The organism is Pseudomonas sp. GW821-FHT07F01, assembly GCF_059418825.1.
Map to the genome: position 1 here is coordinate 264,481 of NZ_JBWKQO010000001.1, position 23,591 is coordinate 288,071.

Consider the following 23,591-nt stretch of genomic DNA (forward strand, 5'->3'; position numbering starts at 1 on the left):
GGCCCGGCGCCTGGCCCGGGTCCCTTTCCTGCTGATTAAACGGGTCTCTCCATGTTTCTCCAGAACGCTCTGGACTTCCTGCCCATTCTGTTGAAAGGCGCAGTGGTCACCCTGCAGGTTACCGTTGGCTCCTTCGTGCTCAGCTCGCTGATCGGCCTGGTCTTCGCCTTGATGATGGTGTCCAAGGTGCGCTCGGTGGCGTTGTTCGCCATCGGCGTGGTCAACGTCATTCGCGGGCTGCCGATCATCGTCCAGCTGTTTTACATCTACTTCGTGCTGCCGGATTTCGGCATCCAGCTCACCGCCATGCAGGCCGGGGTGATCGGCCTGGGCATCGCCTACTCGGCGTACCAGGCGGAAAACTTCCGCGCCGGTATCCAGGCCATTCACCAGGGGCAGATCGAGGCCGCCGAATCCATCGGCATGCGCGGGCCGATGATCATGCGCCGGGTGGTGCTGCCCCAGGCCCTGCGCATCGCCTTGCCGCCCTATGGCAACACCCTGGTGATGATGCTCAAGGACTCGTCCCTGGTGTCCACCATCACCGTGGCCGAGATGACCCGGGCCGGGCAGCTGATCGCTTCCTCGACCTTCGAGAACATGACCGTCTACACCCTGGTGGCCTTGCTCTACCTGGCCCTGAGCCTGCCGCTGTCCTTTGCCCTGCGCCGCCTGGAGGCGCGCATCAGCACCCGGAGAAAGCCATGATCCAGATCAAGGGCGTACACAAGAGCTTTGGCAACGTGGCGGTGCTCGAAGGCATCGACCTACAGGTGCACAGCGGTGAAGTGGTGTGCCTGATCGGGCCCTCGGGGTCCGGCAAGTCGACCCTGCTGCGCTGCATCAACGGCCTGGAAAGCTACGAGCAGGGCGACATCCTGGTGAGCGGGGCGCGGGTCGACCGGCAGGCCAAGAGCATCCATGAACTGCGTACCCGGGTGGCCATGGTGTTCCAGCGCTTCAACCTGTTTCCCCATCGCACGGCCTTGCAGAACGTCACCGAGGGGCCGATCTACGTCAAGAAACAGGACCCCCGGCAAGCACGCCTGCGGGCCGAGGCGCTGCTGGAAAAGGTCGGCCTGGCCCATCGCATGCACGCCTACCCGGACGAGCTCTCCGGCGGCCAGCAGCAACGGGTGGCCATTGCCCGGGCGCTGGCCATGGACCCGGAGGCGATTCTCTTCGACGAACCGACTTCGGCGCTGGACCCGGAACTGGTGGGCGAGGTGCTGGCGGTGATGCGCAAGCTGGCCGACGAGGGCATGACCATGATCGTGGTCACCCATGAAATGGGCTTTGCCCAGGACGTGGCAGACCAGGTGTGCTTCCTCCACAGCGGGCGCATCGTCGAGGCCGGCCCGGCCCGAACCGTGCTCAGTACCCCGAGCCACCCGCGCACCCAGGACTTCCTGCGGCGCTTGCTCAACCAGGGCGCGGAGGTGCAGGCATGAGCGCATCCGAGCCCCTGCGCATGCCGCCCTCGCTGTGGGCGGCCACGGCCATGCCGGCCGAGCACACCCCGGCACTGGCCGAGGACCGGGAGGTCGATGTGGCGATTGTCGGCGCCGGCTACACCGGGTTGGTGAGCGCTCTGCGCCTGGCCCAGAGCGGTGCCAGCGTCTGTGTGCTGGATGCCGGCGAGCCCGGCTGGGGCGCCTCCGGGCGCAACGGTGGGCAGGTGATCCCCGGGCTCAAGTTCGACCCCGAGCAACTGCTGGCCAAGTTCGGCCCGCTACAGGGCGAGGCGCTGGTCGATGCCGTGGGTGGCGCGGCCGATGAAGTGTTCGAGCTGATCAAGGAACACGGCATTCGCTGCGACGCCACCCGCAAGGGCTGGATTCAGCCGGCGTTTTCCGGCGCGGCAATGCACACCCTGGAGCAGCGCGCCGAGCAGTGGCGCCAGCGCGGCGTGGCCGTGGAGTTGCTGGACAAGGCCGCTGTGAGCCAGCGCATCGGCAGTTCGCAATACCTGGGCGGCTGGGTCGACCCGCGGGCCGGCAGTCTGCACCCGCTGAACTACGCCCGGGGCCTGGCCCGGGTGGCGATGGGGCTGGGGGTGAGCATTCACGGCCAGAGCCGGGTCCGGAAGCTGCAGCGCGATGGCGGGCGCTGGACCCTGGAGACCGACCGCGGCGCTCGGGTGCGTGCCTCGAAGGTACTGCTGGCGACCAATGGCTACACCGACGACTTGTGGCCGGGGTTGCGCCAGACGGTGATCGCCGCCAACAGTTTCATCATCGCCACCCGGCCGCTGCCTGCCGAGCTGCGCCAGAGCATCCTGCCGGGCGGCGAGGTGTGTTCCGATGCCCGGCGCCTGCTGCTGTATTTCAAGCAGGACGCCCAGGGGCGCCTGCTGCTGGGTGGGCGCGGGCCGTTTTCCGAGCCGCGCCGGGATGCCGACTGGAACCACCTGGAGCGTTCGTTGCTGAACCTGTTTCCGCAATTGGCGGGCGTCCCCATCGAGTATCGCTGGAGCGGGCGCGTGGCCCTGACCCCGAGTTTTCTGCCGCAGTTGCACGAGCCGGCGCCGGGGCTGTCGATCCTGCTGGGCTACAACGGGCGCGGCATTGCCTTGTCGACCCTGCTGGGCAGGCACCTGGCGGCGCGGCTGACGGGAGCGGGGCAGGGTTTTCCTTTCCCGGTCACGCCGTTGCGGCCGATTCCGCTGCACGGCCTGCAACGCCTCTACCTGGGGGCGGGGATTGCCTGGTACCGGTTGCTCGACGCCCTGGGCTGATCAGCTCGGGCAATCCTGCTCGCCGCCGTCCAGGCCCTGTTTGTAGCTCTGGCTGTGCAGGCTGGCCTTGCCGTTGCGCCAGGTCAGGGTCAGCACGTACAGCGAGTCGAAGTCGCTGGAGGCCCAGTCTTCGGTGATCGGCTGCTGTTCGCCCACGGCTTCTTCGGCGACCTTGTTGATCAGCTCCGGCAGGTAGCCGTGGGACCAGGCGGTGTAGATGATCGAGTTGTGGTAGCGGTCATGCAGCAGCTCGTCCGCCAGGTCGCTGGTGTCATTGGCGGCAAAGTCGATGTTCACCGGCAGGCCGAGCTTGATGGCGCTGGGGCTGATGGTCATCAGCGGGCGGATGTAGCTGTAGGAGTTGTCCAACTCGCCTTCCTCGACGTTGCGCGTGGGGTCGGCGGCGAACACGTACTGCGCCTTGCCGAATTTCTCCGGCAGCAGCGAGGCCAGGTCGATGGCCCGGTTCAGGCCCTGGCAGTTGAGCTGGCCGAGGCCGCCGGCGGGCTTTTCCGCGTGGCGCAGGAACACCAGGGTCTGGGTGCCGTCCACCGGTTGCGCGCGGCTGGCGCTGGATTCCAGGGACAGGCACAGGGCGCCGCCCAGCAACAGGGCCGGCAACGGCAGGTAGCGGCGGTGCTTGAAGTGGCGGGCAAGGCGGCGGGGCAGGTTCATGGTGCGGTCATTCTTCAAGTGCGATGCGTGAGGCTGACAAACCCGTGTTCCCTGTCGTTGCTCATGGCCTGATCGGGCCGTGGCTTATGAGTCCCTGAACGGCTTTTGGTTCGATTGCAGGCAGCTTAAGCACTGCATGTTGCCGATTTAAGAAAACCCGGCGGATAATTCCCCGCCGTTGCCCATCCGTGGCGCCGCCCCCCTTTGATTGAGACTGGAAGCCTGTCATGAGCGATCTTTCCGCCTTTGCCGTCACCCAGAAATGGCCTGCGCAATTCCCTGAGTGGATTCAGTTGTATTCCTTGCCGACCCCCAACGGGGTCAAGGTCTCGATCATGCTCGAAGAGATCGGCCTGCCCTACGAGGCGCATCGGGTCAGCTTCGAGACCCAGGATCAGATGACCCCGGAGTTCCTCAGTGTCAGCCCGAACAACAAGATCCCGGCGATTCTCGACCCCCACGGCCCGGGGGACCAGCCGCTGGCGCTGTTCGAGTCGGGGGCGATCCTGATCTACCTGGCGGACAAGAGCGGGCAACTGCTGGCCCAGGAGTCGGCGGCGCGTTATGAAACCATCCAGTGGCTGATGTTCCAGATGGGCGGCATCGGCCCGATGTTCGGGCAGGTGGGGTTCTTCAACAAGTTTGCCGGCAGGGAGTACGAGGACAAGCGGCCGCTGGAGCGCTACGTGAACGAGGCCAAGCGTCTGCTGGGGGTGCTGGACAAGCACCTGGGGGGGCGCGAGTGGATCATGGGCGAGCGCTATACCATTGCCGATATCGCGACCTTTCCGTGGATTCGCAATCTGATCGGGTTCTATGAGGCGGGTGAATTGGTGGGCATCGACAACTTCCCCGAGGTCAAGCGAGTGCTGGCCAAATTCGTGGCGCGCCCGGCGGTGATCCGCGGGTTGGAGATTCCCAAGATTTCTTGACGCACGCACGCCCTGTAGCCGCTGCCGCAGGCTGTGCACGAGCGCGCAGCGGTGGCGGCGATCCCAAGAATGCCAGGGGTGTGTCTGGGGGCGCCCAGCCAGGGCCTGCGTACCGAACGCAGCCCGCTCTTTCGCAGCTTCGCCCTGGCTCGGCAGCGGCTACAGCCAACGTTGTGCCTCATAACGCTGGGCCTTATTAAGAAACAGGAATTTTTGCATGCACCCCTTAAGTTTCAAGCAAGTCGATGTCTTCAGCTCGACTCCCCTCAAAGGCAACCCCTTGGCCGTGGTATTCAACGCCGACGAGCTGAGCACCGAGCGCATGGCCACCTTCGCCAACTGGACCAACCTCAGCGAAACCACCTTTCTGCTCCAGCCCCGCGATCCCCGGGCCGACTACCGCCTGCGGATCTTCACCACCACCCAGGAATTGCCCTTCGCCGGCCACCCGACCCTGGGCAGTTGCCACGCCTGGCTCGAAGCCGGCGGCGTGCCCCGGGGCGAGGAAATCATCCAGGAGTGCGAAGTGGGCCTGGTGCGCATCCGCCGCCAGGGCGATCAGTTGGCCTTTCTCGCGCCGCCGCTGCTCAAGGCCGGCCCGGTGGAGCCCCAGGTGCTGGAGCAGGTGCGCCGTGGCCTGCGCCTTACGCCCGGGGACATCGTGCAGGCGCAGTGGGTCGACAACGGCGCCGGCTGGCTGGCGGTGATGCTCGGCGAACGCCAGCAGGTGCTGGACCTGCAACCGGACTACCCGGCGCTGATCGGTCTGGCGGTCGGGGTGATCGCGCCCTGTGACGCCGAGCGTGATGACAGCGACGCGCAGTTCGAGGTACGGGCCTTTATCGCCGGTGATGGCATGCCCGAAGACCCGGCCACCGGCAGCCTCAATGCCGGCATCGCCCAGTGGTTGCTGGGCGCCGGGCTGGCACCGGCTCGCTACCGCGTCAGCCAGGGCCTGAGCATGGGCCGGGCAGGGCGGATTGACGTGGAACAGATCGGCGATGAAATCTGGATCGGCGGCACGGCGCGAACCTGCATCGAAGGGCACCTGCGGCTTTTCCCAAGCAGTGAGCAAACGTGCGAGAACACACCTTCGCCCACTGGACCGAGGCATCCATGAGCGCGCTGACACCTGGCGATTTTGCAGGCACCGGCACGCACAGACAGGCACGGATCCTGTGCGCCTGGGCCCAGGTTGTGCCCTGTAAGGGCTGGATGCTGCGGGCAGGCCTGCTGGGTTTGCTGGCGCTTGATCCACTGTTTTGCATTGCACAAACCGCGGCGGTCAAACAACCGCCCGGCCCGGCAACCTTGCCTGGTAATACACCGCGCAGCGAATCCGCGGCATCCGCCAGCGTGGCGGCCACGCCAGGGGACAACGGCGTGGCGGTGAATGCCACGTGCAACCTGCCGGTCAAGCCATCGGCCGGCAAAGTCGTGGAGATATATTGGACCCAGGGCCCGGAAAATCGTCGCGTGGTGGGTCGCGAGGCTGACCATTACGTCGATCTCAATCTGATCGTTCGAACTGTGGGTTACCGGCCTGGCGAGTGCATCGAAGCGACGATTCAGTCCGAAAACGCTGCCGATGAAATTGCCGACCGGATCAAGAAAATCGTGCTCAGGGGAAAGGTTGACGATACCGGCATGGCCTACTTCAAAACGCCTCTGAAGGACTACACCCTCAATTTGCAGGGCAGTGAGCCGCCGTAGTGTGCACACCCGTGCGGGAGCCAGGAGCTGCTGCAAGCGGCCAACCGCCGGATTTGTCGCACGCAGGTTTTTCAATGGCGGCTGCCGCTGTTGCGTCAGATGGTCGCAGGCTGGCCGCGTCGAGTGGCCGATACCCCCTGGATCGCGGGGCCTCAAGGGCATTGTTACGGCTTGGGCAAGACTCTCTTGAGCCGTGCGGGTTTGTACCGGGGCGGCTGCGGGCATAAGCTTTCAGCCTTTTTTCGCCATAGCTCGTGTTGTTTCGCGCTCAGCCTTAGGAAAAATCATGTCCAGCCAGTTCCCAGAAGCCCGTCCGCGTCGCCTGCGTCGCTCCGAACAACTGCGCAGCCTGTTCCAGGAAACCGAATTCACCCTCAACGACCTGGTGCTGCCGATTTTCGTCGAGGAAGAAATCGACGATTTCGTGCCGATCAAGAGCATGCCCGGGGTGATGCGCATTCCCGAATCCAGGTTGGCCGGCGAGATCGAGCGTTACGCCCGCGCCGGGATCAAGTCGGTGATGACCTTCGGCGTCTCCCACCACCTGGACTGCGACGGCAGCGACACCTGGAAGGAAAACGGCCTGGTGTCGCGCATGTCGCGCATCGCCAAGGACGCGGTGCCGGAGATGATCGTGATGTCCGACACCTGCTTCTGCGAATACACCGATCACGGCCACTGCGGGGTCATGCACGGCCATGAAGTGGACAACGACCAGACCCTGCTCAACCTCGGCAAGCAGGCGGTGGCCGCGGCCCGTGCCGGCGCCGACGTGATTGCGCCGTCGGCGGCCATGGACGGTCAGGTCCAGGCCATCCGCCGCGCCCTGGACGCCGCCGGTTTCACCCAGACGCCGATCATGGCCTATTCCACCAAGTTCGCCTCGGCGCTCTACGGCCCGTTCCGTGAAGCGGGCGGCAGCGCGCTCAAGGGCGATCGCAAGAGCTACCAGATGAACCCGATGAACCGTCGCGAGGCGGTGCGTGAATCCTTGCTGGACGAGCAGGAAGGCGCCGATTCGCTGATGGTCAAGCCCGCCGGGGCCTACCTGGACATCATCCGCGACATCCGCGAGGCCTCGCGCCTGCCGGTGGCGGCGTACCAGGTCAGCGGCGAGTACGCGATGATCAAGTTCGGCGCCCAGGCCGGCGCCATCGACGAGCAGCGAGTGGTGCGCGAAACCCTGGGTTCGATCAAGCGCGCCGGCGCCGATCTGATCTTCACCTACTTCGCCATGGACCTGGCCCTGGCCGGGATCTGACCAGGCCCCCGCAGTACCGCCACGAACGTCGCCCGGCGTTCGTGGCTCTTGCCAAGACTTCCGCCTCTACATGACAATGCGATTCATTATCAAATATGAATCCTTACTGTCATGCCCGCCGACGACTTATCCCTGCGCTGTGCCGTCACCGACCTCTACACCCATCACCATGGCTGGCTGCAGGGCTGGTTGCGCCAGCGCCTGGGCAACGCCTTCGATGCCGCCGACCTGGCCCAGGACACCTTCGTGCGGGTGCTCAAGGCGCGCAACGCAGTGGAGATCCGTGAGCCGCGGCCCTACCTGTCGCGCATTGCCCGGGGCCTGCTGATCGATCTGTTTCGCCGGCGTTCCCTGGAGCAGGCCTACCTCGAAGCCCTGGCGCTGGTGCCCGAGGGCGAGCACCCGTCGCCGGAGGAGCAGAGCGTGCTGTTCCAGGCACTGATGGAAATCGACCGGCTGCTGGATGGCCTGGGGCCCAAGGTGAAACAGGCTTTCCTGCTGTCCCAGTGCGACGGCCTGACCTACGAGCAGATCGCCGAGCGCCTGCAGATTTCCGTGCGCAGCGTGAGCAACTACATGGCCAAGGCCATGGAGCATTGCTGCCTGATGCAGATGCGGATGCAGCTGTCATGAGTTTCGCCGGCCTGCAACTGAGCGTCGGCGAGCGCCAGGCCATCAGCGGCGCGGCACGCTGGTACGCGCAATTGCGCTCCGGCAGCGCCAGCGAGCAGGAGCAGGCCGCCTGGCGCGAATGGCTGGCCGCCGACCCCTTGCACCGCCAGGCGTGGGAACGCATGCAGCAACTGGGCGAGCAGATGTCGGCACTGCCCGGCGGCCTGGCCGGTTCCACCTTGCGCGGGGCAGGGCGCTCGCGCCGCGAGCTGATGCGCAACCTGGTGGTGCTGGCCTCGGCCGGTTCCCTGGGCTGGCTGGGCTGGCGCAGCGACAGTGCCCAGCAACTGCTGGCCGACTATCGGACCCAGATCGGCGAGCGCCGGCAAGTGCGCCTGGCGGACGGCACTTCGCTGCTGCTCAATACCAACACCTCGATCAACGTGCAGTTCGACAGTCAGCAACGCAAGGTGCAGCTGTTGTGGGGCGAGATGCTGGTCAGCACCGCTGCCGATCCCTTGCAGCGGCCGTTCCGGGTCTTCACCCGGGACGCCGAGGTGCTGGCCCTGGGCACTCGCTTCGTGCTGCGCAGCGATGAGCGTGAGGAGCAGGTGGCGGTGCTGGAGCACGCGGTGCAGGTCAGCCTGGGCGCAGGCAGCGCGCCGCGCCGGGTCGAGGCCGGCCAGCAACTGGCGTTCAGCGCCAGGGGCTTTGCTGCGCTGCGGCCCAACGATGCCGCGGTGGGTGCCTGGCGCCAGGGCAGCATCATCGCCATCGACCGGCCCCTGGGGGAATTGCTGGCCGACCTGTCGCGCTACCGCCGCGGGGTTGTGCAGTGCGATCCGCAGATTGCCGGGCTGAAGATCTCCGGGGCTTTTCCCATCGATGACACCGACCGCGCCCTGGCGGCGCTGGAAAGCGGTTTCTCCCTGCAGATCAAGCGCTACACCCGCTACTGGGTACGGGTTTCCGATAGCCGCGTGGGTTGAATCCGCGGGGCGAAAAAAATTCAAGGGTCTTTGCATGTTTGCCCCTCCTGGTCCGGCTTACCCCCCAGTGGATTCATTTTCGTTAGCGGGGAAGGCAAAGCATGTCTAATGTTCACAAGTCGAAGTTGGCCCAGGCAATCAAGGTCGGGCTCTGGGGGGCACTGGCGGTCTACGGGGCGGCACTGCTGCCGTTGACCGCGGTGGCGGCCAGCGAACAGACCGCGGTGCGCCGCTTCGATATTGCCGCCGGTGACCTGACCGAGGTGCTGAGCCGTTACGCCAGCGCGGCCGGCGCGGCCATTTCCTTCGATGCCCGGCAGACCGCCGGCCTGCGTTCGGCGGGGCTCAAGGGTGAATACGGGGTACAGGAAGGCTTTGCGCGGATTCTCGCCGGCAGCGGCTGGCAGGCCGAGCCCCAGAGCAACGGCAGCTTCGTGCTGCGCCCCGTGCCCCAGGGCAGCGGCGCTCTGGAGCTGGGCACCACCCAGGTGCAGGGCCAGGAGCTGGGGGCCACCACCGAGTATTCCGGTTCCTACACCACTGGCGCGGTCACCATCGGCAAGGGCCAGCATTCGCTCAAGGAAACCCCGCAGTCGGTGACCGTGATCACCCGCAAGATGCTCGATGACCAGAACCTCAACACCATTGACCAGGTGATGGAGAAGACCCCGGGCATCACCCTTTACGACTCGCCCATGGGTGGCAAGTATTTCTACTCCCGGGGCTTTCGCATGACCGGCCAGTACCAGTACGACGGCGTGCCCCTGGACATGGGGAGCAGCTACGTACAGGCCGACAGCTTCAGCAGCGACATGGCCTTCTATGACCGGGTGGAGATCCTGCGCGGCGCTGCCGGCATGCTCAAGGGCGCGGGCGGCACTGCCGGCTCGGTGAACTTCGTGCGCAAGCGCGGCCAGGCCACGCCCCACACCGAACTGACGATGTCCGCCGGCAGCTGGGACAACTACCGGGCCCAGGTGGACACCGGCGGGCCGTTGAACGATGCCGGTACCGTCCGTGGCCGGGCCGTGGTGACCCAGCAGACCCGGCAGTACTTCTACGACCTGGGGGATCGCAAGGACCAGGTCTACTACGGCGCCCTGGATTTCGACCTCAGCGACGCCACCACCCTGGGCCTGGGCATGGCCTATGAAGACGTCGACTCGCGCCCGTGCTGGGGCGGCCTGCCGCGCTACAGCGACGGCAGCGACCTCAAGCTGGGCCGTTCCACCTGCCTGAACACCGCCTGGAACAACTCGCGCAGCAAGCGCGCGACCTATTTCGCCGACCTGCGCCAGCAACTCAACGACGACTGGGCGCTGAAGGTGGCCGGGGTCTACAGCCGCAATACCCAGGACATCGAGTACGCCTTCCCCAGCGGTTCGGTGCCGGTGGGCGCCAGCCGCTCCAGCACCCTGATGCTGGGCAGCATCTACGACTACGACCAGGTGGACTACGGCTTCGACGCCTATGTCGACGGGCACTTCCAGGCCTTTGGCCAGGAGCACGAGCTGACCTTCGGCGCCAACGCCAGCCGCTCGATCAAGGACGACTTCTACGCCGTGGCCGTGTTGCCGCAGCGCCAGAACGTGCTGGACCCCGATCACCACTTGCCCAAGCCCGATGACAGCTACTACCAAAGCAACTCCACCCGGGGCGGCCCCACTGATCTGCGGATCCAGCAGCAAGGGCTGTATTCCACCCTGCGCCTGAAGCTCGCCGACCCGCTGACCCTGGTCATGGGCAGCCGGGTGAGCTGGTACAAGTCGCAGAACGATTCGGTGGCCTACTGGCGCGATACCCGCACCCCCAGCAGTGCCCGATCCAAGGAAACCGGCGAGGTCACGCCGTTCGCCGGGGTGCTGTACGACCTCAACGACAACCTCACGGCCTACGCCAGCTACTCCAGCATCTTCACTCCCCAGGGCAGCTATCGGACCCTGGACGGCGCCTCCCTCAAACCCCTGGTAGGCAAGAGCTACGAAGCGGGGATCAAGGGCGAGTGGTTCGACGGCCGCCTCAACAGCGCCTTGAGCCTGTTCCGCACGATTCAGCAAGACGCTGCCCAGGACGATCCGTTGTGCCCCGACAGCACCTGCTCGCTGAACTCGGGCAAGGTCCGCGCCCAGGGCGTTGAAGCCGAAGTCAGTGGTGAGGTGATCGAGCGCCTGCAAGTGCTGGCTGGCTACACCTACACCCAGACCAAGATCCTGGAGGATGCCGACGGCGCCAACACCGGCCTGGCGTACAACAGCTACGTGCCGCGGCACCTGCTGCGGGTCTGGGGCGACTACCAGCTGGGCGGTGCCCTGGAGCGCTTCACCGTGGGGGCCGGGGTCAACGCCCAGAGTGACAACTACCGGGTCTCGCCTACCAGCGGCAAGCACATCCGCCAGGCCGGCTATGCGATCTGGAACGGGCGCATCGGTTATCGCATCGATGACACCTGGTCCCTGGCGCTCAACGGCAACAACCTGCTGGACAAGCGCTACTACACCACCATCGGCACCGAAGGCTTCGGCAATTTCTACGGTGATCCGCGCAACTTCACCCTGTCGGTCAAGGCCGACTTCTAAGGCCCGGTGGCGGCCGCTCAGGCCTTCTGCACGGCCGCTTCAGGCCCCGGGCCCGGCGTCGAGCAAGGCCATGAAACGCTGCAGCTGTGGCGAAGGGTTGTCCCGGTGCCAGTTCATGTACAGCCCGATGCTTGGCCCGGGCTGCGTGCCCATGGCCCGCAGCGGGCGGTAGGCGACGCAGCCCTGCAGCACCGCATCGGCCATCGAGCGGGGCACCAGGGCCACGCCGAAACCGCAGCCCACCAGGCCCAGCTGGGTGTGGACCCGGGCCACTTCCTGGACCACCTTCGGGGTGAACCCGGCCGCGCTGCACAGCGCCATCAGCTGGTTGTGGTAGCCGCTGCCCAGGGCCTGGGGCGTGAACACGAAGTCGTCGTTGGCCAGCTCCCGCAGGTCTACCTCTGGCGCCTGGGCCTGGGGGTGGTCGTGGGGCAGGGCGATGAGGATCGGTTCATCGAGGATCAAGCGCGAGGCTATCTGCCCTTCGGGCAGCGGCAGCTCACGCATGAACGCCAGGTCGATGTCGCCGCCGAGCAAGCCCTTGAGCTGCTCGGCCGAAGGCAGTTCCCGCAGTTCCAGGCGCACTTCGGGCAAGGCCTGGCGAAAGCCCCGCAGGCTGGCGAGCAAGCTCGGGTAGCCGGCCAGGGACAGGCTACTGACGCGCAGGCTGCCGGCCAGGCCCTGGGCAATATGGCGCGCCTGCTCGATGCCCTGTTCCAGGGTGGCGAGGGTGCGCCGGGCGCTGTGCAGAAAGTCCGCCCCGGCCGGGGTCAGGGCCACGCCTCGACGATTGCGCCGCAGGAGGCTGAAACCGAGTTTTTCCTCCAGGCGGGCGATGGCCTGGCTCAGGGGCGGCTGGGCCATGTGCAGGCGCGTGGCGGCCTTGTGAAAGTGCAGTTCTTCGGCGACGGCGATGAACTGGCGCAACAGGCGCGTTTCGATCATGGCGATGCTTCCTGGCTGGGGGCTATGGGACTGTAAACTCCAAGGCTCATGGTTTCACAGCGAATTCATTGATATCAAAAACCTCTCACAGAACCTGGAATTTAGTATTAAGTCACTGATTTTCATGCTGTTACCCTGGAATTCACACAGGAGGGAAGAGCATGGATTTCAGCGGCAGAACGGCGATTGTCACCGGCGCCGGGCGCGGCCTGGGCTTGAGTTATGCACGGGCCCTGGCCCGTCGTGGTGCCCAGGTGGTGATCAGCGATTGCGGGAGTGACGGCAGCGGTAGCGGGGCGGATGACAGTGTCGCCCATGATGCGGTGCGGGCCTTGCGGGCCAGCGGTGCCAGGGCGCTGGCCGACACCGCCGACCTGGGCACCGAGGCCGGTTGCCAGGGGCTGGTGCAGCGCACCCTGGAGGCCTTTGGCAGCCTGGATATCCTGATTCACAACGCCGGCTGGGTTGGCTACCAGGCGCTGGAGCAGACCGACGCCGGGTTTCTCGAGCGCATGCTGGGGATCCACCTGTATGCGCCCATCTGGCTGGCCAGGCATGCCTGGCCCCATCTGCGGCAGTCCGCCGCACCGCGGCTGCTGTTGACCACCTCTGACCGTGCGCTGTACCCGGAATATGCCCAGCCGGGGCTGCTGGCCTACTGCGCGGGCAAGATGGCCCAGGTCGGGATCATGAATGCTCTGGGCCAGGAAGGGGCGGAGCACGGGATCCGGGTCAACGCGGTGTCGCCGGTGGCCAAGACCCGCATGTGGGGCGTCAGCGAGGAGCCGCCGGAGCTCAAGCCGGACTGGGTGACGCCGGGGGTGCTGTTTCTGGTCAGCGAGCAGTGCCAGGACAGCGGCTACATCCTGCGGGCCAGCAATGGCCAGTTCAGTGCCTGGCGCCCCCAGGAGGCCCCCGGTGTGGATTACCCCCGGGACCTGAAGCGGATCACGGCGGCCACGCCGGAGCAGTTCGCCCGGCGCTGGGGGCAGATCAAGCAGCCTTTCATCGGGGGGTGAGGGAGGGGGCGGCGCTCTGCGGGGAAATCTCCCGTTCGCGGAAGTAGCGTTCCAGCACGCGCGGGTCGGCCGAGCGCTCGGCCAGGGCCACGTAGGTGTCCGGGCGCAGCAGGTAGAAGGCGTTGCGCGCCAGCCCCGCGGCGGCATGGGCCGGGCGCCAGTCGAAGGTGCGCAACGGCACCTGGTGCGCGGTGCACCAGTCGCGCAGGGCGTCACTGGTGACGCCGTAGACATGCACCTGCCAGCCCAGGTACTCCAGGCTGTCGAAGTTGTCGTGTTCACCATCGCGCACCCAGGGCAGGCGGTCGCCGCCGTGCACCGGGCCGACGCCGCCGGCGCTCAGGGGCATGCCGCGGTAGTTCAGGGTGATCTGCGACACGGTACGGAAGAGAAACTCCCGGGCGCTGTCGAAGGCGGCGATCTTCGGCAGCAGCAGGGGCGCCAGGCGGGTGCGCGCCAGGTAGGCCACCGGGCCGTCGGCGGTGGCGAAGCTGAACACCCGGTCGGTGGTGGCCACCAGGCGCCGCGCGAACTCCATGCGTTCGGTGGCGTAGGTTTCCAGCAGGCGTTCGGCACTCTTGCCGCTCAGTACCGCTGCCAGTTTCCAGGCCAGGTTGATGGCGTCGCCGATCCCGGTGTTCATGCCCTGGCCGCCAGCCGGGCTGTGCACGTGGGCGGCGTCCCCGAGGAGGAACACCCGGCCGGTGCGAAATTGCTCGGCCACCCGGTGATGCACCTTGTAGGTGGAGAACCAGTTGACCTGGGCCACCTCGACCTTGAGCTGGCGCATGGCGCGCTGGCTGACGTCCTCGAAGCGCAGGTTCTCGGGGTGCTCGGCACGTTCGTCGCGCACCGTGCCGATCAGCCGTGCGCGGCCGCTCTGGGCCAGGGGGAACACCGCGAGAAAGTCGGCGTCGTCCAGGTCCACGTGCAACTGGCCGTCGATGCTCGGGCCGCTGGCCTGCACATCCGCGACGTAGAACACCTGCTGATAGGTGCCGCCGGGAAAGCCGGTGCCCAGGGTCTTGCGCACCGTGGAGCGGGCGCCGTCGCAGCCGGCCAGGTAGAACGCCTGGCAGTGTTCTTCGCGCCCGTCGGGGCCGCGCAGGCGGGCGTTGATCAGGTGGCCGTGGTCGGTGAAGGCCAGCAGCTCGGTGTTGCGTTCGACCTCCACCCCCTGCAGCGCCAGGCGTTCGATCAGCAGTTGCTCGTGTTCGTCCTGAGGAAAGATCTGCAGGAAGGGGTAGGGCGTCAGGTCTTCGCCGATGGCGTTGAACGGCAGGTGGGCGGCGCGCTCGCCCTTGACCCAGAGGTTCACCGCCGGCACATGGTGGCCGCGCTCGACGATGGCCCGGGTCAGGTCCAGCTGGCGGTACAGCTCAAGGGTTCGCGCCTGCACCGCCAGGGCCCGGGAGGTAGTGCCCGGGCCCGGGGTCTTGTCGATGATCCGCACCTTGACCCCCTGCCGGCGCAGCCAGAGCGCCAGGACCAGGCCGGTGGGGCCGGCGCCGATGATCAGTACGTCGCTGCAATTCATGGGCTTGCCCTCGGTAGACGATCAAGGTCATGCAGGCGGCTGCCGCCGGGCTCAGCGCTGGGCGAAGGCCAGGTTCAGGCCGAGCCCGGCGAAGCTTGCGGCAAAACTGCGGCGCAGCCAGTTCTGCACCTGGGGCGATTCGATCACCGCGGTGCGGAACAGGTTGGCCAGCAGGCCATAGAGCACGAACACGAAGAAGGTCATGGCCATGAACACGCCGCTCAGGAGCAGCATCTGCGGGATCGGGTCGCTGCCGTCATGGGCGATGAACTGGGGCAGGAAGGCCAGGAAGAAGAGGGTCAGCTTGGGGTTGAGGATATTCAGCAGGCAGGCCTTGAGCATCAGCGCGCCGGGGCCATGGCTGACGGCGTTGCTGTCCACGGCGAAGGCCGAGCGGTCGCGCCAGGTGGCGTAGGCCAGGTACAGCAGGTAGGCGACGCCGGCGAACTTCAGGCCCTGGAAGGCCAGCGCGCTGGAGTGCAGGATGGCCGACAGGCCGAGGATCGAGGCCAGCAGGTGCGGGACAATCCCGGCGGTGCAGCCGATGGCGGTGAACAGGCTGGCGCGCTTGCCGGCCACCAGGGCGGTGGAAATGGTCAGGATCACGCCGCTGCCGGGAATCAGCACGACGATCAGGCTGGTGATCAGGAAATCCAGGGTCAACATCCGGGCATCACTCCATTGAGGGCAGGCGCGGGGTCAGGGCTGGGCGCCACACCGAGGTCGGGGGTCATCAAAATACACCCAGCCACACCGCCAATAGAAGGATTCTAGCCTGTAGCCGCTGCTGAGCCCGCGAAGCTGCGCAAAGGTCCGCAGGACCTTGCCTGGCGATCTCCCGCCGATCCCGCAGAGGCCTCAGGGTCGCGGCGTCTGCTACGCAGCCTGCGGCAGCGGCTACAAGGGCCGCGGCGGGAACAGCGCTCGCATTCCTTGGTCGAACGCCCCAGCCGCTGCTTTACTTGCACGGCCCTCGCCCAGCCATCTCGCGGAGCCCCATGATTTCCTCTCGTCTTCTCAGTTGCTTCCTGGGCCTGTCGCTGCTGGCCGGTTGCGCCAGCCAGCGCGGCCCCCAGGCACCAACACTGACCCCCGAACAGACCCAGGCCCGGATCCTGCGCCTGCTGCCGGCCCAGGTGGCGGACCGCCCGGGCTGGGCCCGGGACATCCAGGTGGCCTTCAGCGCCCAGGGCCTTGAGCCGAGCCAGAGCAACCTGTGCGCGGTGCTGGCGGTGACCGAGCAGGAGTCCACCTTCCAGGTCGACCCGACGGTGCCGGGCCTGGGGCGCATCGCCCGGCAAGAGATCGACCGCCGCGCGGCCAAGGTGCATGTGCCGGCGCTGCTGGTCAGCGCCGCCCTGCAAGTGCGCGGCCCGGACGGCCAGTCCTACAGCCAGCGCCTGGCCAGTGCCCGCAGCGAGAAGGAATTGAGTGCGATCTTCGATGACTTCATCGGCATGGTGCCCCTGGGCAAGACCCTGTTCGGCGGCTTCAACCCGGTGCACACCGGTGGGCCGATGCAGGTCAGCATCGAGTTCGCCCAGCAGCATGCCCAGGGCTATCCCTACCCGGTGCAGGACTCCATCCGTCATGAGGTCTTCAGCCGCCGCGGCGGCCTGTATTTCGGCATCGCCCACCTGTTGGGCTACCCGGTGGACTACCCGCAGCCGTTGTACCGTTTCGCCGATTTCAACGCCGGCTGGTACGCCAGCCGCAACGCGGCGTTCCAGAGCGCGGTGAGCCGTGCCAGCGGGATCAGGCTGGCGCTGGATGGCGACCTGATCCGCTACGGCTCGGTCATGCCCGGCAGCACCGAGCTGGCGGTGCGCACCCTGGGCAAGCAGCTGGGGCTGCGTAACCCGCAGATCCGCGCCCAGCTGGAGAAGGGCGACCGCCAGGACTTCGAAGAAACCGAGCTGTACCGTCAGGTGTTCGCCCTGGCCGATCGCACGGCGGGCAAGCCCGTACCGCGCCAGCAACTGCCCGGTATCGAACTCAAGAGCCCGAAGATCACCCGCCAGCTGACCACCGCCTGGTTCGCCAAACGGGTGGACGAACGCTACCAGCGCTGCCTGCAACGCCCGCTGTAGGAGCTGGCTTGCCAGCGAAGGCGGCCGCCAGGGCGATGCAGGGCCTCTTCGCCGGCAAGCCGGCTTCCACAGGGGGGCACTGTTGTGCGGGGCGCAGGTGCTTGCTTGTCAGGCCCGGGGGCGGCGTGGCAGGATGCGCCATGAATTTTTCCCGGCTCGTCTCCCGCCTTCATCACCATCGACCTCATCTCCGGGGCCGTGGTCGCTTGTGCGCGTCGAGCCGTCAGTCATCGAGCAATCGCGATCACTGACCTTCGATGAAAAAAACCAAGGCGCCCCACAAGGCGCCTTTTTTATTGCCTGTCAAAAAACCAGAGGAATGACCCATGACCATGTTACGTGGCACTCGAATGATCACCGGCGAACAAGCCGCTACCCTGCGCACCCTGGAAGGACGCTTCCGGAGCTGGCTTCATCGAAGCGGGCGCTGAAGAAGTCATTGTCCCGGCGCTGTGGGGCCAGGACACCTTTATCGAGAAGGCTGGCGGCAGCGAAGTCATCGGCCAGATGTGGGCCTTCAACGACAAGGCCGGGCGGCCTTGCTGCCTGATCCCGGAAGCCACCGCGCTGTTCCAGGAAACCGCCGGCGAGCTGCTGGCGGGGCGCGAGCAGGCGGCCTTCTTCTACGTTGCCCGCTGCTATCGCTACGAGCGGCCGCAAGCCGGGCGCTACCGCGAGTTCACCCAGTTGGGCCTGGAGATTCTCGGCCCCGATCCGCAGCGCGCCCTGGAGCAGGCGCGGGCACTGTGCGTGGGCTTTCTCGACGTCTTGGGCCTGGAATACCAGCTCAACCTCGGGGTCAAGCGCGGCCTGACCTACTACCTCAATGGCGAGGGTTTCGAAGTGCGCTGCCCGCGCCTGGGGGCGCAGCAGCAAGTGGTGGGGGCAGGCGCCTATCGCCAGGGAGCCGGCTTCGGCATTGGCCTGGAGCGCCTGCAACTGGCGCTGCAAGCTTGACCGCCTGCGTGTGGTAGGGACTGGCTTGCCAGCGAAGGCGTTCGCCAGGGCGGTGCAAGGCTTGCGGGCCTCTTCGCCGGCAAGCCGGCTCCTACGGGTGGGGTCAGGGGCGCCGGCGTACGAATTTGCGCCACAGCCAGACCCACAGCAGCACCAGGGGGAAGGCCAGGATCACGAAGGGCAGCACATAGCTGCCTTTCTCCAGGGCCTCGGCGGTGCCGTCGGCCAGGTTGTCCAGCAGGTTGCTGAAGGCGCGCTTGAGGCTGGATTCGCGCTGGACGCCGTCGCTGGGCAGGAACTTCAGGGTCAGGAGGTTGGTGTCCAGGCGGCGTTGCTGGCCGGCGGCGGTCTGGGCCAGGGCCTGCAGGTCGTTCTCGATGCCGGCCTGTTCCCGGCTCAGGGCAATCAGGTCGCTGACGCTGATGTCCTTGCGCGCCGCCAGTTCGTCCAGGCGCTGCTGCTGGGCCTTGAGGCGCTGCTGCTGGCGCTGCACATCGGCCACGGCATCGGCCAGGTCTTCGGCGCTGGTGATGCGCTCGCCCAGTTCCGCGCCCTGGGAGGCCTGCTGGACGATGGGCTCCACACCGTCCGGGACTATTCGCAGCGTCACCTGGGCACGGTACTTGCCCTGTTCCAGGCGCAGGATATTGCACGGGCCGAACTGGGCCTTCTCGCAGGCTTCGCGGGTTTGCGCCAGGCGCGGACCGATCTGCGCGGCTGGCAGCGACAGGCTCAGTTCATGCTCATAGGCCAATTGCGCGCCGGCCTTGCCCTGGGCCCCGCCCAAGGCCACGGCGCTGCTGTTGTGGTCGCCGGGAGAGCAGGCGCTGAGGGCCAGGGCGCCGAACAGGGCCAGGGCCAGTCGACGGAATTTTGCAGGGTGATCGTCCTGATGCTGCATGGGGGCTCCTTGAGGGATGAATCGGCGACAGGGTCGCAGGTGCGCATCTTACCGTCGTTCGGGGAAAGACCACGATCCCGGCTTGGCTTATCGGCGACAATTTTCCTGGCTGATGCTGATAGGCGCGGCGCGGGTTCAGGACTACACCTGTGTCAGCCCGGGACGACGGTGTTTCGGCGCAGATCAAGGAGTGCGTCATGCGCGAGTCGGCTATCCCCCCAGGCTTTGCCCCCTTGCCCCGCAGCAGCCCGCTGCTGGAACTGATCGGCCCGGTCTACGGCTGCAGCAGTGGCAGCGAACTGCGCGTCGGCCTGCGGGCCGATGCCCGGCACGCCAACGGCCGGGGCACGGTGCATGGCGGCATCATCGCCACCCTGGCGGACATCGGCATGGGCTACGCCATGGCGTTTTCCAGCGATCCGCCCTTGCCGTTGATCACCGCCAGCATGACCCTCGACTACCTGGGCGCGGTGCAGGTCGGGGAATGGATCGAGGTGCACCTGGAGCATGCCAAGCGTGGCCGGCAGATGGCCTTTGCCACCGTGGTGCTGCGGGTCGGCGAACGGGAAGTGGCCCGGGCCAGCGGCGTCTTCGCCGTCCCAACCGCAGCCCTGTAGCCGCTGCTGAGCCCGCGAAGCTGCGCAAAGGTCCGCAGGACCTTACTTGGCAATCGCCAGCCAAACCTCTATCGATCTTGAAAACCCTGCGTCCCTGCGGGCCGTGCGCAGCCTGCGGCAGCGGCTACAGCTGTTTCCAATCCAGGCCGAAACGCGCCAGGTATTTGCGCAGGCGGTCGGCGTCGTTGGGGTTGGCCTTGCCCAGGCGTGACACGCCGAACAGCCGGCGCCCCGCCTCCGACAGGCTGTCGGCGCGGCGGCACTCGGCAATCACTGCCTTGAGTTGCAGGCGGTCGAACAGGTCCAGCTCCACATCGTCGCCCAGCAGTTTCTGCAGTTCGTCCTCTTGGTTCTCCAGCCCCCAGGCGTGGCGCAGGCGCTGGATCTCTTCCTCGGCCTGGGCCTGGTCGATGCGCCCGCTGTCGGCCAGGGTGGCCATGCGGGTGATGGACGCCGACAGCTCGCGGAAGTTGCCCAGCCACGCCGCTTCGCTGGAGCTGGCAAAGGCCAGGTAGCGTCGCCGCGCTTCAAGGTTGAAGCGCACCAGCTGCCCTTGTTCCCGGGCGTGACGCTCCAGCTCGAAATCGATGTTCGGTTCGATGTCTTCGCGGCGCCCCGCCAGCCCCGGCAGGTTGAAGGTCCAGAGGTTGATCCGCGCATACAGGTCCTCGCGGAACAGGCCCTGGGCCACCCGGCCACGCAGGTCGCGGTGGGTGCCGGCGATGATCAGGAAATCGCTCTGCACCTCCTGGTCCGAACCCATGGGAAAGAAGCGCTTCTCCTCGATGGCCTTGAGCAGCATGGCCTGTTCGTCCAGCCCCAGTTCACCGATCTCGTCGAGAAACAGCATGCCGCCATCCGCCGCCCGCAGCAGGCCTTCACGGGCATTCTGGGCGCCGGTGAAGGCGCCCTTGATATGGCCGAACAGTGCCGACATGGCCCCGTCCCCACGCAGGGTGGCGCAGTTGACCTCGACAAAGCGCCCCTGCACCTGGTGCCGGCCACGCTTGAGCTCATAGATGCGCCGGGCCAGGAACGACTTGCCGGCACCGGTGGGGCCGATCAGCAGCATCGGTGCCCTGGAGCGCACGGCAACCCGTTCGATCTGCTCGATGGAGCGGTTGAATGCCGGGTTGCGGGTGGCGATCCCGGACTTGAGGAAGGCCAGGCCTTCCAGGCGCTTGTGGGCAAAACGCGAGGCGATGCGGTCGTAGCGCGACAGGTCGAGGTCGATCAGGGCGTGGGTGCCGGTGGCGTGCTGGTCCGGGTCGCGGCGCCGCGCCGGCGAGGTCTGGATCAGCCGGGCAGGGAGGTAGCGCGCCTCGGTCAGCAGGAACCAGCAGATCTGCGCCACGTGGGTGCCGGTGGTGATGTGCACCAGGTAGTCCTCGCGCTCGGTGTCGAACGGGTAGGCGCTGGTGAAGTCGTGCAGGGCGCCGTACACCTCCTCGAAATCCCAGGGATTGTTCAGGCCCATGGGGTGCAGGCGCACCTCGGTTTCCGGCGACACCTGGCGCACGTCGTTGGCCACCCGTTCGGCCAGGCTGACATCCCGCGCGTCCAGGCCATGGACCAGCTCCAGGCGGTTGATCAGCACATCCTGCTGCTGGCACAGACCGACCGTGGGCCGCCAATGGCTCCAGCGGTTGGCACCCTTGCCGACGCGATCGAGGGTGGAACCGACAAAACCTATGGCGACCGTGGGCTTGTTCGACATGTTTATACCTAGAGATAAAAAGCGATAAGTAAAGATATAAAATTATCGAGGCGTTTGTCTTGTCGGATACTTGATGAAAAAGTGATAAAAAATAAAAACCTTATAAATCAATTAGTTAAAAAATAGTTTGGTGGAAAATCAAAACCTGGCACAGCGGCTGCAATATCTCTGGCAACGAACAAGACAACAGAGCGAGACGCCAAGATGGCCAACTTCCAGCTGTTCAACACCCAACAGGCAAAAGCGCCAGCGAGCACCACCCTGAACGCTTCCAAGGCCGGGGCCTATGCCTACAACGCCAAGCATCGCTTGGCCCAACTGGCGGTCACCGGTTGCCTGAACTCGACCTTCTACACCTCGCCTGAAGGCCAGCTGGAAGCGGTGCTGCAACTGGTGAGCGAGCTGGACAGCCGCTTCGTCGCCCAGGCCGCCCGTTACGCTCGGCAGCAAGGCCATATGAAGGACATGCCGGCGCTGCTGCTGGCGGCACTGACCGCGCAACGCTCGGCCCTGGTGCCGGAGCTGTTCGCCCAGGTGGTGGACAACGGCAAGATGCTGCGCAACTTCGTGCAGATCCTGCGCAGCGGCGTGACCGGGCGCAAATCCCTGGGTTCGCAGCCCAAGCGCCTGGTGCAGAACTGGTTGAACAGCGCCACCGAGCGCCAGCTGTTGCAGGCCTCGATCGGCAACCAGCCGTCCCTGGCGGACGTGGTGAAGATGGTTCACCCCAAGCCAAGCGAGGCCTGGCGTGAAGCCTTCTTTGCCTGGTTGATCGGCAAGCCGGTGGATGTGCAGGCGCTGCCTGAGTTGACCCGGGACCTGCTGGCGTTTCGCAGCGGAGCGACCCGGGAAGTGCCCCAGGTGCCGTTCCAGTTGCTCGGCAACGAGACACTGAGCGCCGAACAATGGGCCGGGCAGGCCCGCAACATGGGCTGGCAGGGGCTGCGCATGAACCTCAATACCCTGGCGCGCCACGGCGCGTTCCAGGTGCCGGGTTGCACCGAGTACGTGGCGGCGCGGCTGGCGGATGCGGGGGAGGTGGCCAAGGCTCGGGTCTATCCGTACCAGTTGCTGGCGGCCTACCGCATGGCCGGTGACGAGGTGCCGCAGCCGGTCCGCGAGGCGCTGCAGGATGCCCTGGAGCTGTCCCTGGCCAACGTGCCGGCGCTGGCGGGCAACGTGGTGGTCTGCCCGGATGTCTCGGGCTCGATGCACAGCCCTGTTACCGGCTATCGCCAGGGCGCCACCACCGCGGTGCGCTGCATCGATGTGGCGGCACTGGTGGCGGCCGCGGTGTTGCGCAAGCAGCCGGCGGCGCGGGTCATGCCGTTCGAGCGTGGGGTGGTGAACATCCACCTCAACCCGCGGGACAGCGTGATGAGCAATGCGCAGAAGCTGGCGAACATCGGCGGAGGGGGGACCAACTGCTCGGCGCCCCTGGCGCAGTTGGCCAACGCCAAGAGCCGCGTGGACACGCTGATCCTGGTCTCGGACAACGAGTCGTGGATCGATGCGCGGCGCCACGGCGCCACGGAAACGATGCGCCAGTGGGAGCGGATCCGGGCCATCAACCCGCAGGCGAAGCTGGTGTGCATCGACATGCAGCCCGGGGCCACGACCCAGGCACCGGACCGCGAGGACATCCTCAACGTCGGCGGCTTCAGTGACGCGGTGTTCGATGTGATCGAGCAGTTCACTGCGGGCAATTACGGTGCGCAGCACTGGGTAAAGGCTATCGAGGCGATGTAACGCTGATCGGTAGAGGATGAAACACACCGTGCGCCGGCCAGCCGGCGCACACCACAGATTTTTTGCTCATTGGCCCTGAATGCCGCTGTGACTACATCCAAAGGCGTCTCAGCAACTCTTGTCAGGGCCGGTGACGGCACGAATGCCAGTGGCTGTACATATTGGTTAAGCCGGTTCGAATCCGGCGATCAGTCACTTCTTTTGTCGTGCCACCTTTTTTGCAGTTTTTGCGACGAATGCTGATGGAACTACATCCAAGGTTCGAGATGCGGGTTCGATTCCCGCCGGTGCCGGAAAACGGCGCCGTGGTTCAATGGTCAGAACGCGAGTGCACCGTTTCATCGATTCCTTGTCGTCGCCTCTTTTCCCCCCGCCTCGGCGGGATGGCAGCGAATGCCACGGGTACTACATCGTGTCGCGGGTTCGAACCCCGCCAGCCGCAAGGCTGTAGCTCAGTCGGTAGAGCAAATGTGCCTGTTCCCTTGTCGCTGCCCGCAGGCCCGGCCTGCACCGATTGACCCGGCGAATGCCGGTGGAACTACAGGACAGCGTGGTCGCGGGTTC

General features: G+C 66.2%; 21 protein-coding genes. 15 read left to right on the forward strand and 6 right to left on the reverse strand.

The window, feature by feature from the left end:
- Positions 1-51: 51 nt before the first annotated feature.
- The 3 genes from AC07R1_RS01180 to AC07R1_RS01190 are packed head-to-tail and all read left to right on the forward strand — an operon-like array spanning position 52 to position 2,737.
- Positions 52-708 (forward strand): amino acid ABC transporter permease, encoded by a 657-nt coding sequence (locus tag AC07R1_RS01180; RefSeq protein WP_011060581.1) that lies wholly within the window; start codon positions 52-54, stop codon positions 706-708.
- The gene (locus tag AC07R1_RS01185) at positions 705-1,451 is read left to right on the forward strand and encodes an amino acid ABC transporter ATP-binding protein (protein WP_011060582.1); all 747 of its coding nucleotides are present in this window, start codon (positions 705-707) and stop codon (positions 1,449-1,451) included. Before AC07R1_RS01180 ends, AC07R1_RS01185 begins: the two co-directional genes overlap by 4 nt.
- Entirely contained in the window at positions 1,448-2,737 is a 1,290-nt protein-coding gene (locus AC07R1_RS01190) for an NAD(P)/FAD-dependent oxidoreductase (protein WP_495109992.1), read from the forward strand. Before AC07R1_RS01185 ends, AC07R1_RS01190 begins: the two co-directional genes overlap by 4 nt.
- On the opposite strand, the gene AC07R1_RS01195 is transcribed toward AC07R1_RS01190, so the two are convergent.
- Positions 2,738-3,412 carry a histidine phosphatase family protein gene (locus AC07R1_RS01195; protein ID WP_342404007.1) on the reverse strand — a complete coding sequence of 225 codons (675 nt, stop codon included), beginning with the start codon at positions 3,410-3,412 and terminating at the stop codon, positions 2,738-2,740. It abuts the gene before it with no gap.
- A 227-nt stretch (positions 3,413-3,639) separates the two neighbouring features.
- Between AC07R1_RS01195 and AC07R1_RS01200 the strand changes: the two genes are divergently transcribed.
- The 7 genes from AC07R1_RS01200 (at position 3,640) to AC07R1_RS01230 (ending at position 11,495) form a co-directional block, all read left to right on the forward strand.
- Positions 3,640-4,344, forward strand: coding sequence for a glutathione binding-like protein (locus tag AC07R1_RS01200; protein ID WP_015635075.1), 705 nt, complete (start codon positions 3,640-3,642; stop codon positions 4,342-4,344).
- Positions 4,345-4,561: 217 nt separating this feature from the next.
- Positions 4,562-5,464, forward strand: a complete 903-nt coding sequence (locus AC07R1_RS01205; RefSeq protein WP_495109993.1) for a PhzF family phenazine biosynthesis protein — start codon at positions 4,562-4,564, stop codon at positions 5,462-5,464.
- On the forward strand, positions 5,461-6,057 hold the full coding sequence (locus AC07R1_RS01210) for a hypothetical protein (RefSeq protein ID WP_103407867.1): 597 nt from the start codon (positions 5,461-5,463) through the stop codon (positions 6,055-6,057). The genes AC07R1_RS01205 and AC07R1_RS01210 overlap by 4 nt, the downstream gene beginning before the upstream one ends.
- Positions 6,058-6,343: 286 nt before the next feature.
- On the forward strand, positions 6,344-7,318 hold the full coding sequence (hemB, locus tag AC07R1_RS01215; protein WP_015635078.1) for a porphobilinogen synthase: 975 nt from the start codon (positions 6,344-6,346) through the stop codon (positions 7,316-7,318).
- 111 nt (positions 7,319-7,429) lie between these two features.
- Positions 7,430-7,951, forward strand: a complete 522-nt coding sequence (locus AC07R1_RS01220) for a sigma-70 family RNA polymerase sigma factor (RefSeq protein ID WP_015635079.1) — start codon at positions 7,430-7,432, stop codon at positions 7,949-7,951.
- The gene (locus tag AC07R1_RS01225; RefSeq protein WP_495109994.1) at positions 7,948-8,919 is read left to right on the forward strand and encodes a FecR family protein; all 972 of its coding nucleotides are present in this window, start codon (positions 7,948-7,950) and stop codon (positions 8,917-8,919) included. Before AC07R1_RS01220 ends, AC07R1_RS01225 begins: the two co-directional genes overlap by 4 nt.
- A 101-nt stretch (positions 8,920-9,020) precedes the next feature.
- Positions 9,021-11,495, forward strand: coding sequence for a TonB-dependent siderophore receptor (locus tag AC07R1_RS01230; RefSeq protein ID WP_495109995.1), 2,475 nt, complete (start codon positions 9,021-9,023; stop codon positions 11,493-11,495).
- A gap of 39 nt (positions 11,496-11,534) precedes the next feature.
- On the opposite strand, the gene AC07R1_RS01235 is transcribed toward AC07R1_RS01230, so the two are convergent.
- A complete protein-coding gene (locus tag AC07R1_RS01235; RefSeq protein WP_495109996.1) occupies positions 11,535-12,440 on the reverse strand; it encodes a LysR substrate-binding domain-containing protein in 906 nt (301 codons plus the stop codon).
- A gap of 161 nt (positions 12,441-12,601) precedes the next feature.
- On the opposite strand from AC07R1_RS01235, the gene AC07R1_RS01240 reads away from it, so the two are divergent.
- On the forward strand, positions 12,602-13,459 hold the full coding sequence (locus tag AC07R1_RS01240; RefSeq protein WP_495109997.1) for an SDR family NAD(P)-dependent oxidoreductase: 858 nt from the start codon (positions 12,602-12,604) through the stop codon (positions 13,457-13,459).
- Here the strand turns inward: AC07R1_RS01240 and AC07R1_RS01245 are convergent.
- Both AC07R1_RS01245 and AC07R1_RS01250 read right to left on the reverse strand, forming a co-directional pair.
- Positions 13,446-14,996: an FAD-dependent oxidoreductase gene (locus AC07R1_RS01245; protein ID WP_495109998.1), complete on the reverse strand. Its 1,551-nt coding sequence runs from the start codon at positions 14,994-14,996 to the stop codon at positions 13,446-13,448. The genes AC07R1_RS01240 and AC07R1_RS01245 overlap by 14 nt on opposite strands.
- A 51-nt stretch (positions 14,997-15,047) precedes the next feature.
- The gene (locus AC07R1_RS01250; RefSeq protein ID WP_011060595.1) at positions 15,048-15,662 is read right to left on the reverse strand and encodes a LysE family translocator; all 615 of its coding nucleotides are present in this window, start codon (positions 15,660-15,662) and stop codon (positions 15,048-15,050) included.
- Between the two features lie 332 nt (positions 15,663-15,994).
- On the opposite strand from AC07R1_RS01250, the gene AC07R1_RS01255 reads away from it, so the two are divergent.
- Positions 15,995-17,086, forward strand: coding sequence for a DUF1615 domain-containing protein (locus AC07R1_RS01255; RefSeq protein ID WP_015635084.1), 1,092 nt, complete (start codon positions 15,995-15,997; stop codon positions 17,084-17,086).
- Between the two features lie 414 nt (positions 17,087-17,500).
- The gene (locus tag AC07R1_RS01260; RefSeq protein ID WP_026020092.1) at positions 17,501-18,043 is read left to right on the forward strand and encodes an ATP phosphoribosyltransferase regulatory subunit; all 543 of its coding nucleotides are present in this window, start codon (positions 17,501-17,503) and stop codon (positions 18,041-18,043) included.
- A 103-nt stretch (positions 18,044-18,146) separates the two neighbouring features.
- Here AC07R1_RS01260 and AC07R1_RS01265 read toward each other — a convergent pair whose 3' ends face one another.
- Complete coding sequence (locus AC07R1_RS01265) at positions 18,147-18,944, reverse strand: DUF4349 domain-containing protein (protein ID WP_011060598.1); 798 nt, start codon at positions 18,942-18,944, stop codon at positions 18,147-18,149.
- A 197-nt stretch (positions 18,945-19,141) separates the two neighbouring features.
- Here AC07R1_RS01265 and AC07R1_RS01270 point away from each other — a divergent pair, with 197 nt between their 5' ends.
- On the forward strand, positions 19,142-19,561 hold the full coding sequence (locus tag AC07R1_RS01270; RefSeq protein ID WP_495109999.1) for a PaaI family thioesterase: 420 nt from the start codon (positions 19,142-19,144) through the stop codon (positions 19,559-19,561).
- 124 nt (positions 19,562-19,685) lie between these two features.
- Here AC07R1_RS01270 and rtcR read toward each other — a convergent pair whose 3' ends face one another.
- Positions 19,686-21,278 carry an RNA repair transcriptional activator RtcR gene (rtcR, locus tag AC07R1_RS01275; RefSeq protein ID WP_258611738.1) on the reverse strand — a complete coding sequence of 531 codons (1,593 nt, stop codon included), beginning with the start codon at positions 21,276-21,278 and terminating at the stop codon, positions 19,686-19,688.
- A 204-nt stretch (positions 21,279-21,482) separates the two neighbouring features.
- On the opposite strand from rtcR, the gene AC07R1_RS01280 reads away from it, so the two are divergent.
- Positions 21,483-23,027 (forward strand): RNA-binding protein, encoded by a 1,545-nt coding sequence (locus AC07R1_RS01280; RefSeq protein ID WP_011060601.1) that lies wholly within the window; start codon positions 21,483-21,485, stop codon positions 23,025-23,027.
- Positions 23,028-23,591 lie beyond the last annotated feature (564 nt).

Coding starts and splice junctions, on each gene's coding strand:
- AC07R1_RS01180 (WP_011060581.1), top strand. CDS start 52: ATGTTTCTCCAGAACGCTCTGGACTTCCTGCCCATTCTGTTGAAAGGC.
- AC07R1_RS01185 (WP_011060582.1), top strand. CDS start 705: ATGATCCAGATCAAGGGCGTACACAAGAGCTTTGGCAACGTGGCGGTG.
- AC07R1_RS01190 (WP_495109992.1), top strand. CDS start 1,448: ATGAGCGCATCCGAGCCCCTGCGCATGCCGCCCTCGCTGTGGGCGGCC.
- AC07R1_RS01195 (WP_342404007.1), bottom strand. CDS start 3,412: ATGAACCTGCCCCGCCGCCTTGCCCGCCACTTCAAGCACCGCCGCTAC.
- AC07R1_RS01200 (WP_015635075.1), top strand. CDS start 3,640: ATGAGCGATCTTTCCGCCTTTGCCGTCACCCAGAAATGGCCTGCGCAA.
- AC07R1_RS01205 (WP_495109993.1), top strand. CDS start 4,562: ATGCACCCCTTAAGTTTCAAGCAAGTCGATGTCTTCAGCTCGACTCCC.
- AC07R1_RS01210 (WP_103407867.1), top strand. CDS start 5,461: ATGAGCGCGCTGACACCTGGCGATTTTGCAGGCACCGGCACGCACAGA.
- hemB (WP_015635078.1), top strand. CDS start 6,344: ATGTCCAGCCAGTTCCCAGAAGCCCGTCCGCGTCGCCTGCGTCGCTCC.
- AC07R1_RS01220 (WP_015635079.1), top strand. CDS start 7,430: ATGCCCGCCGACGACTTATCCCTGCGCTGTGCCGTCACCGACCTCTAC.
- AC07R1_RS01225 (WP_495109994.1), top strand. CDS start 7,948: ATGAGTTTCGCCGGCCTGCAACTGAGCGTCGGCGAGCGCCAGGCCATC.
- AC07R1_RS01230 (WP_495109995.1), top strand. CDS start 9,021: ATGTCTAATGTTCACAAGTCGAAGTTGGCCCAGGCAATCAAGGTCGGG.
- AC07R1_RS01235 (WP_495109996.1), bottom strand. CDS start 12,440: ATGATCGAAACGCGCCTGTTGCGCCAGTTCATCGCCGTCGCCGAAGAA.
- AC07R1_RS01240 (WP_495109997.1), top strand. CDS start 12,602: ATGGATTTCAGCGGCAGAACGGCGATTGTCACCGGCGCCGGGCGCGGC.
- AC07R1_RS01245 (WP_495109998.1), bottom strand. CDS start 14,996: ATGAATTGCAGCGACGTACTGATCATCGGCGCCGGCCCCACCGGCCTG.
- AC07R1_RS01250 (WP_011060595.1), bottom strand. CDS start 15,662: ATGTTGACCCTGGATTTCCTGATCACCAGCCTGATCGTCGTGCTGATT.
- AC07R1_RS01255 (WP_015635084.1), top strand. CDS start 15,995: ATGATTTCCTCTCGTCTTCTCAGTTGCTTCCTGGGCCTGTCGCTGCTG.
- AC07R1_RS01265 (WP_011060598.1), bottom strand. CDS start 18,944: ATGCAGCATCAGGACGATCACCCTGCAAAATTCCGTCGACTGGCCCTG.
- AC07R1_RS01270 (WP_495109999.1), top strand. CDS start 19,142: ATGCGCGAGTCGGCTATCCCCCCAGGCTTTGCCCCCTTGCCCCGCAGC.
- rtcR (WP_258611738.1), bottom strand. CDS start 21,278: ATGTCGAACAAGCCCACGGTCGCCATAGGTTTTGTCGGTTCCACCCTC.
- AC07R1_RS01280 (WP_011060601.1), top strand. CDS start 21,483: ATGGCCAACTTCCAGCTGTTCAACACCCAACAGGCAAAAGCGCCAGCG.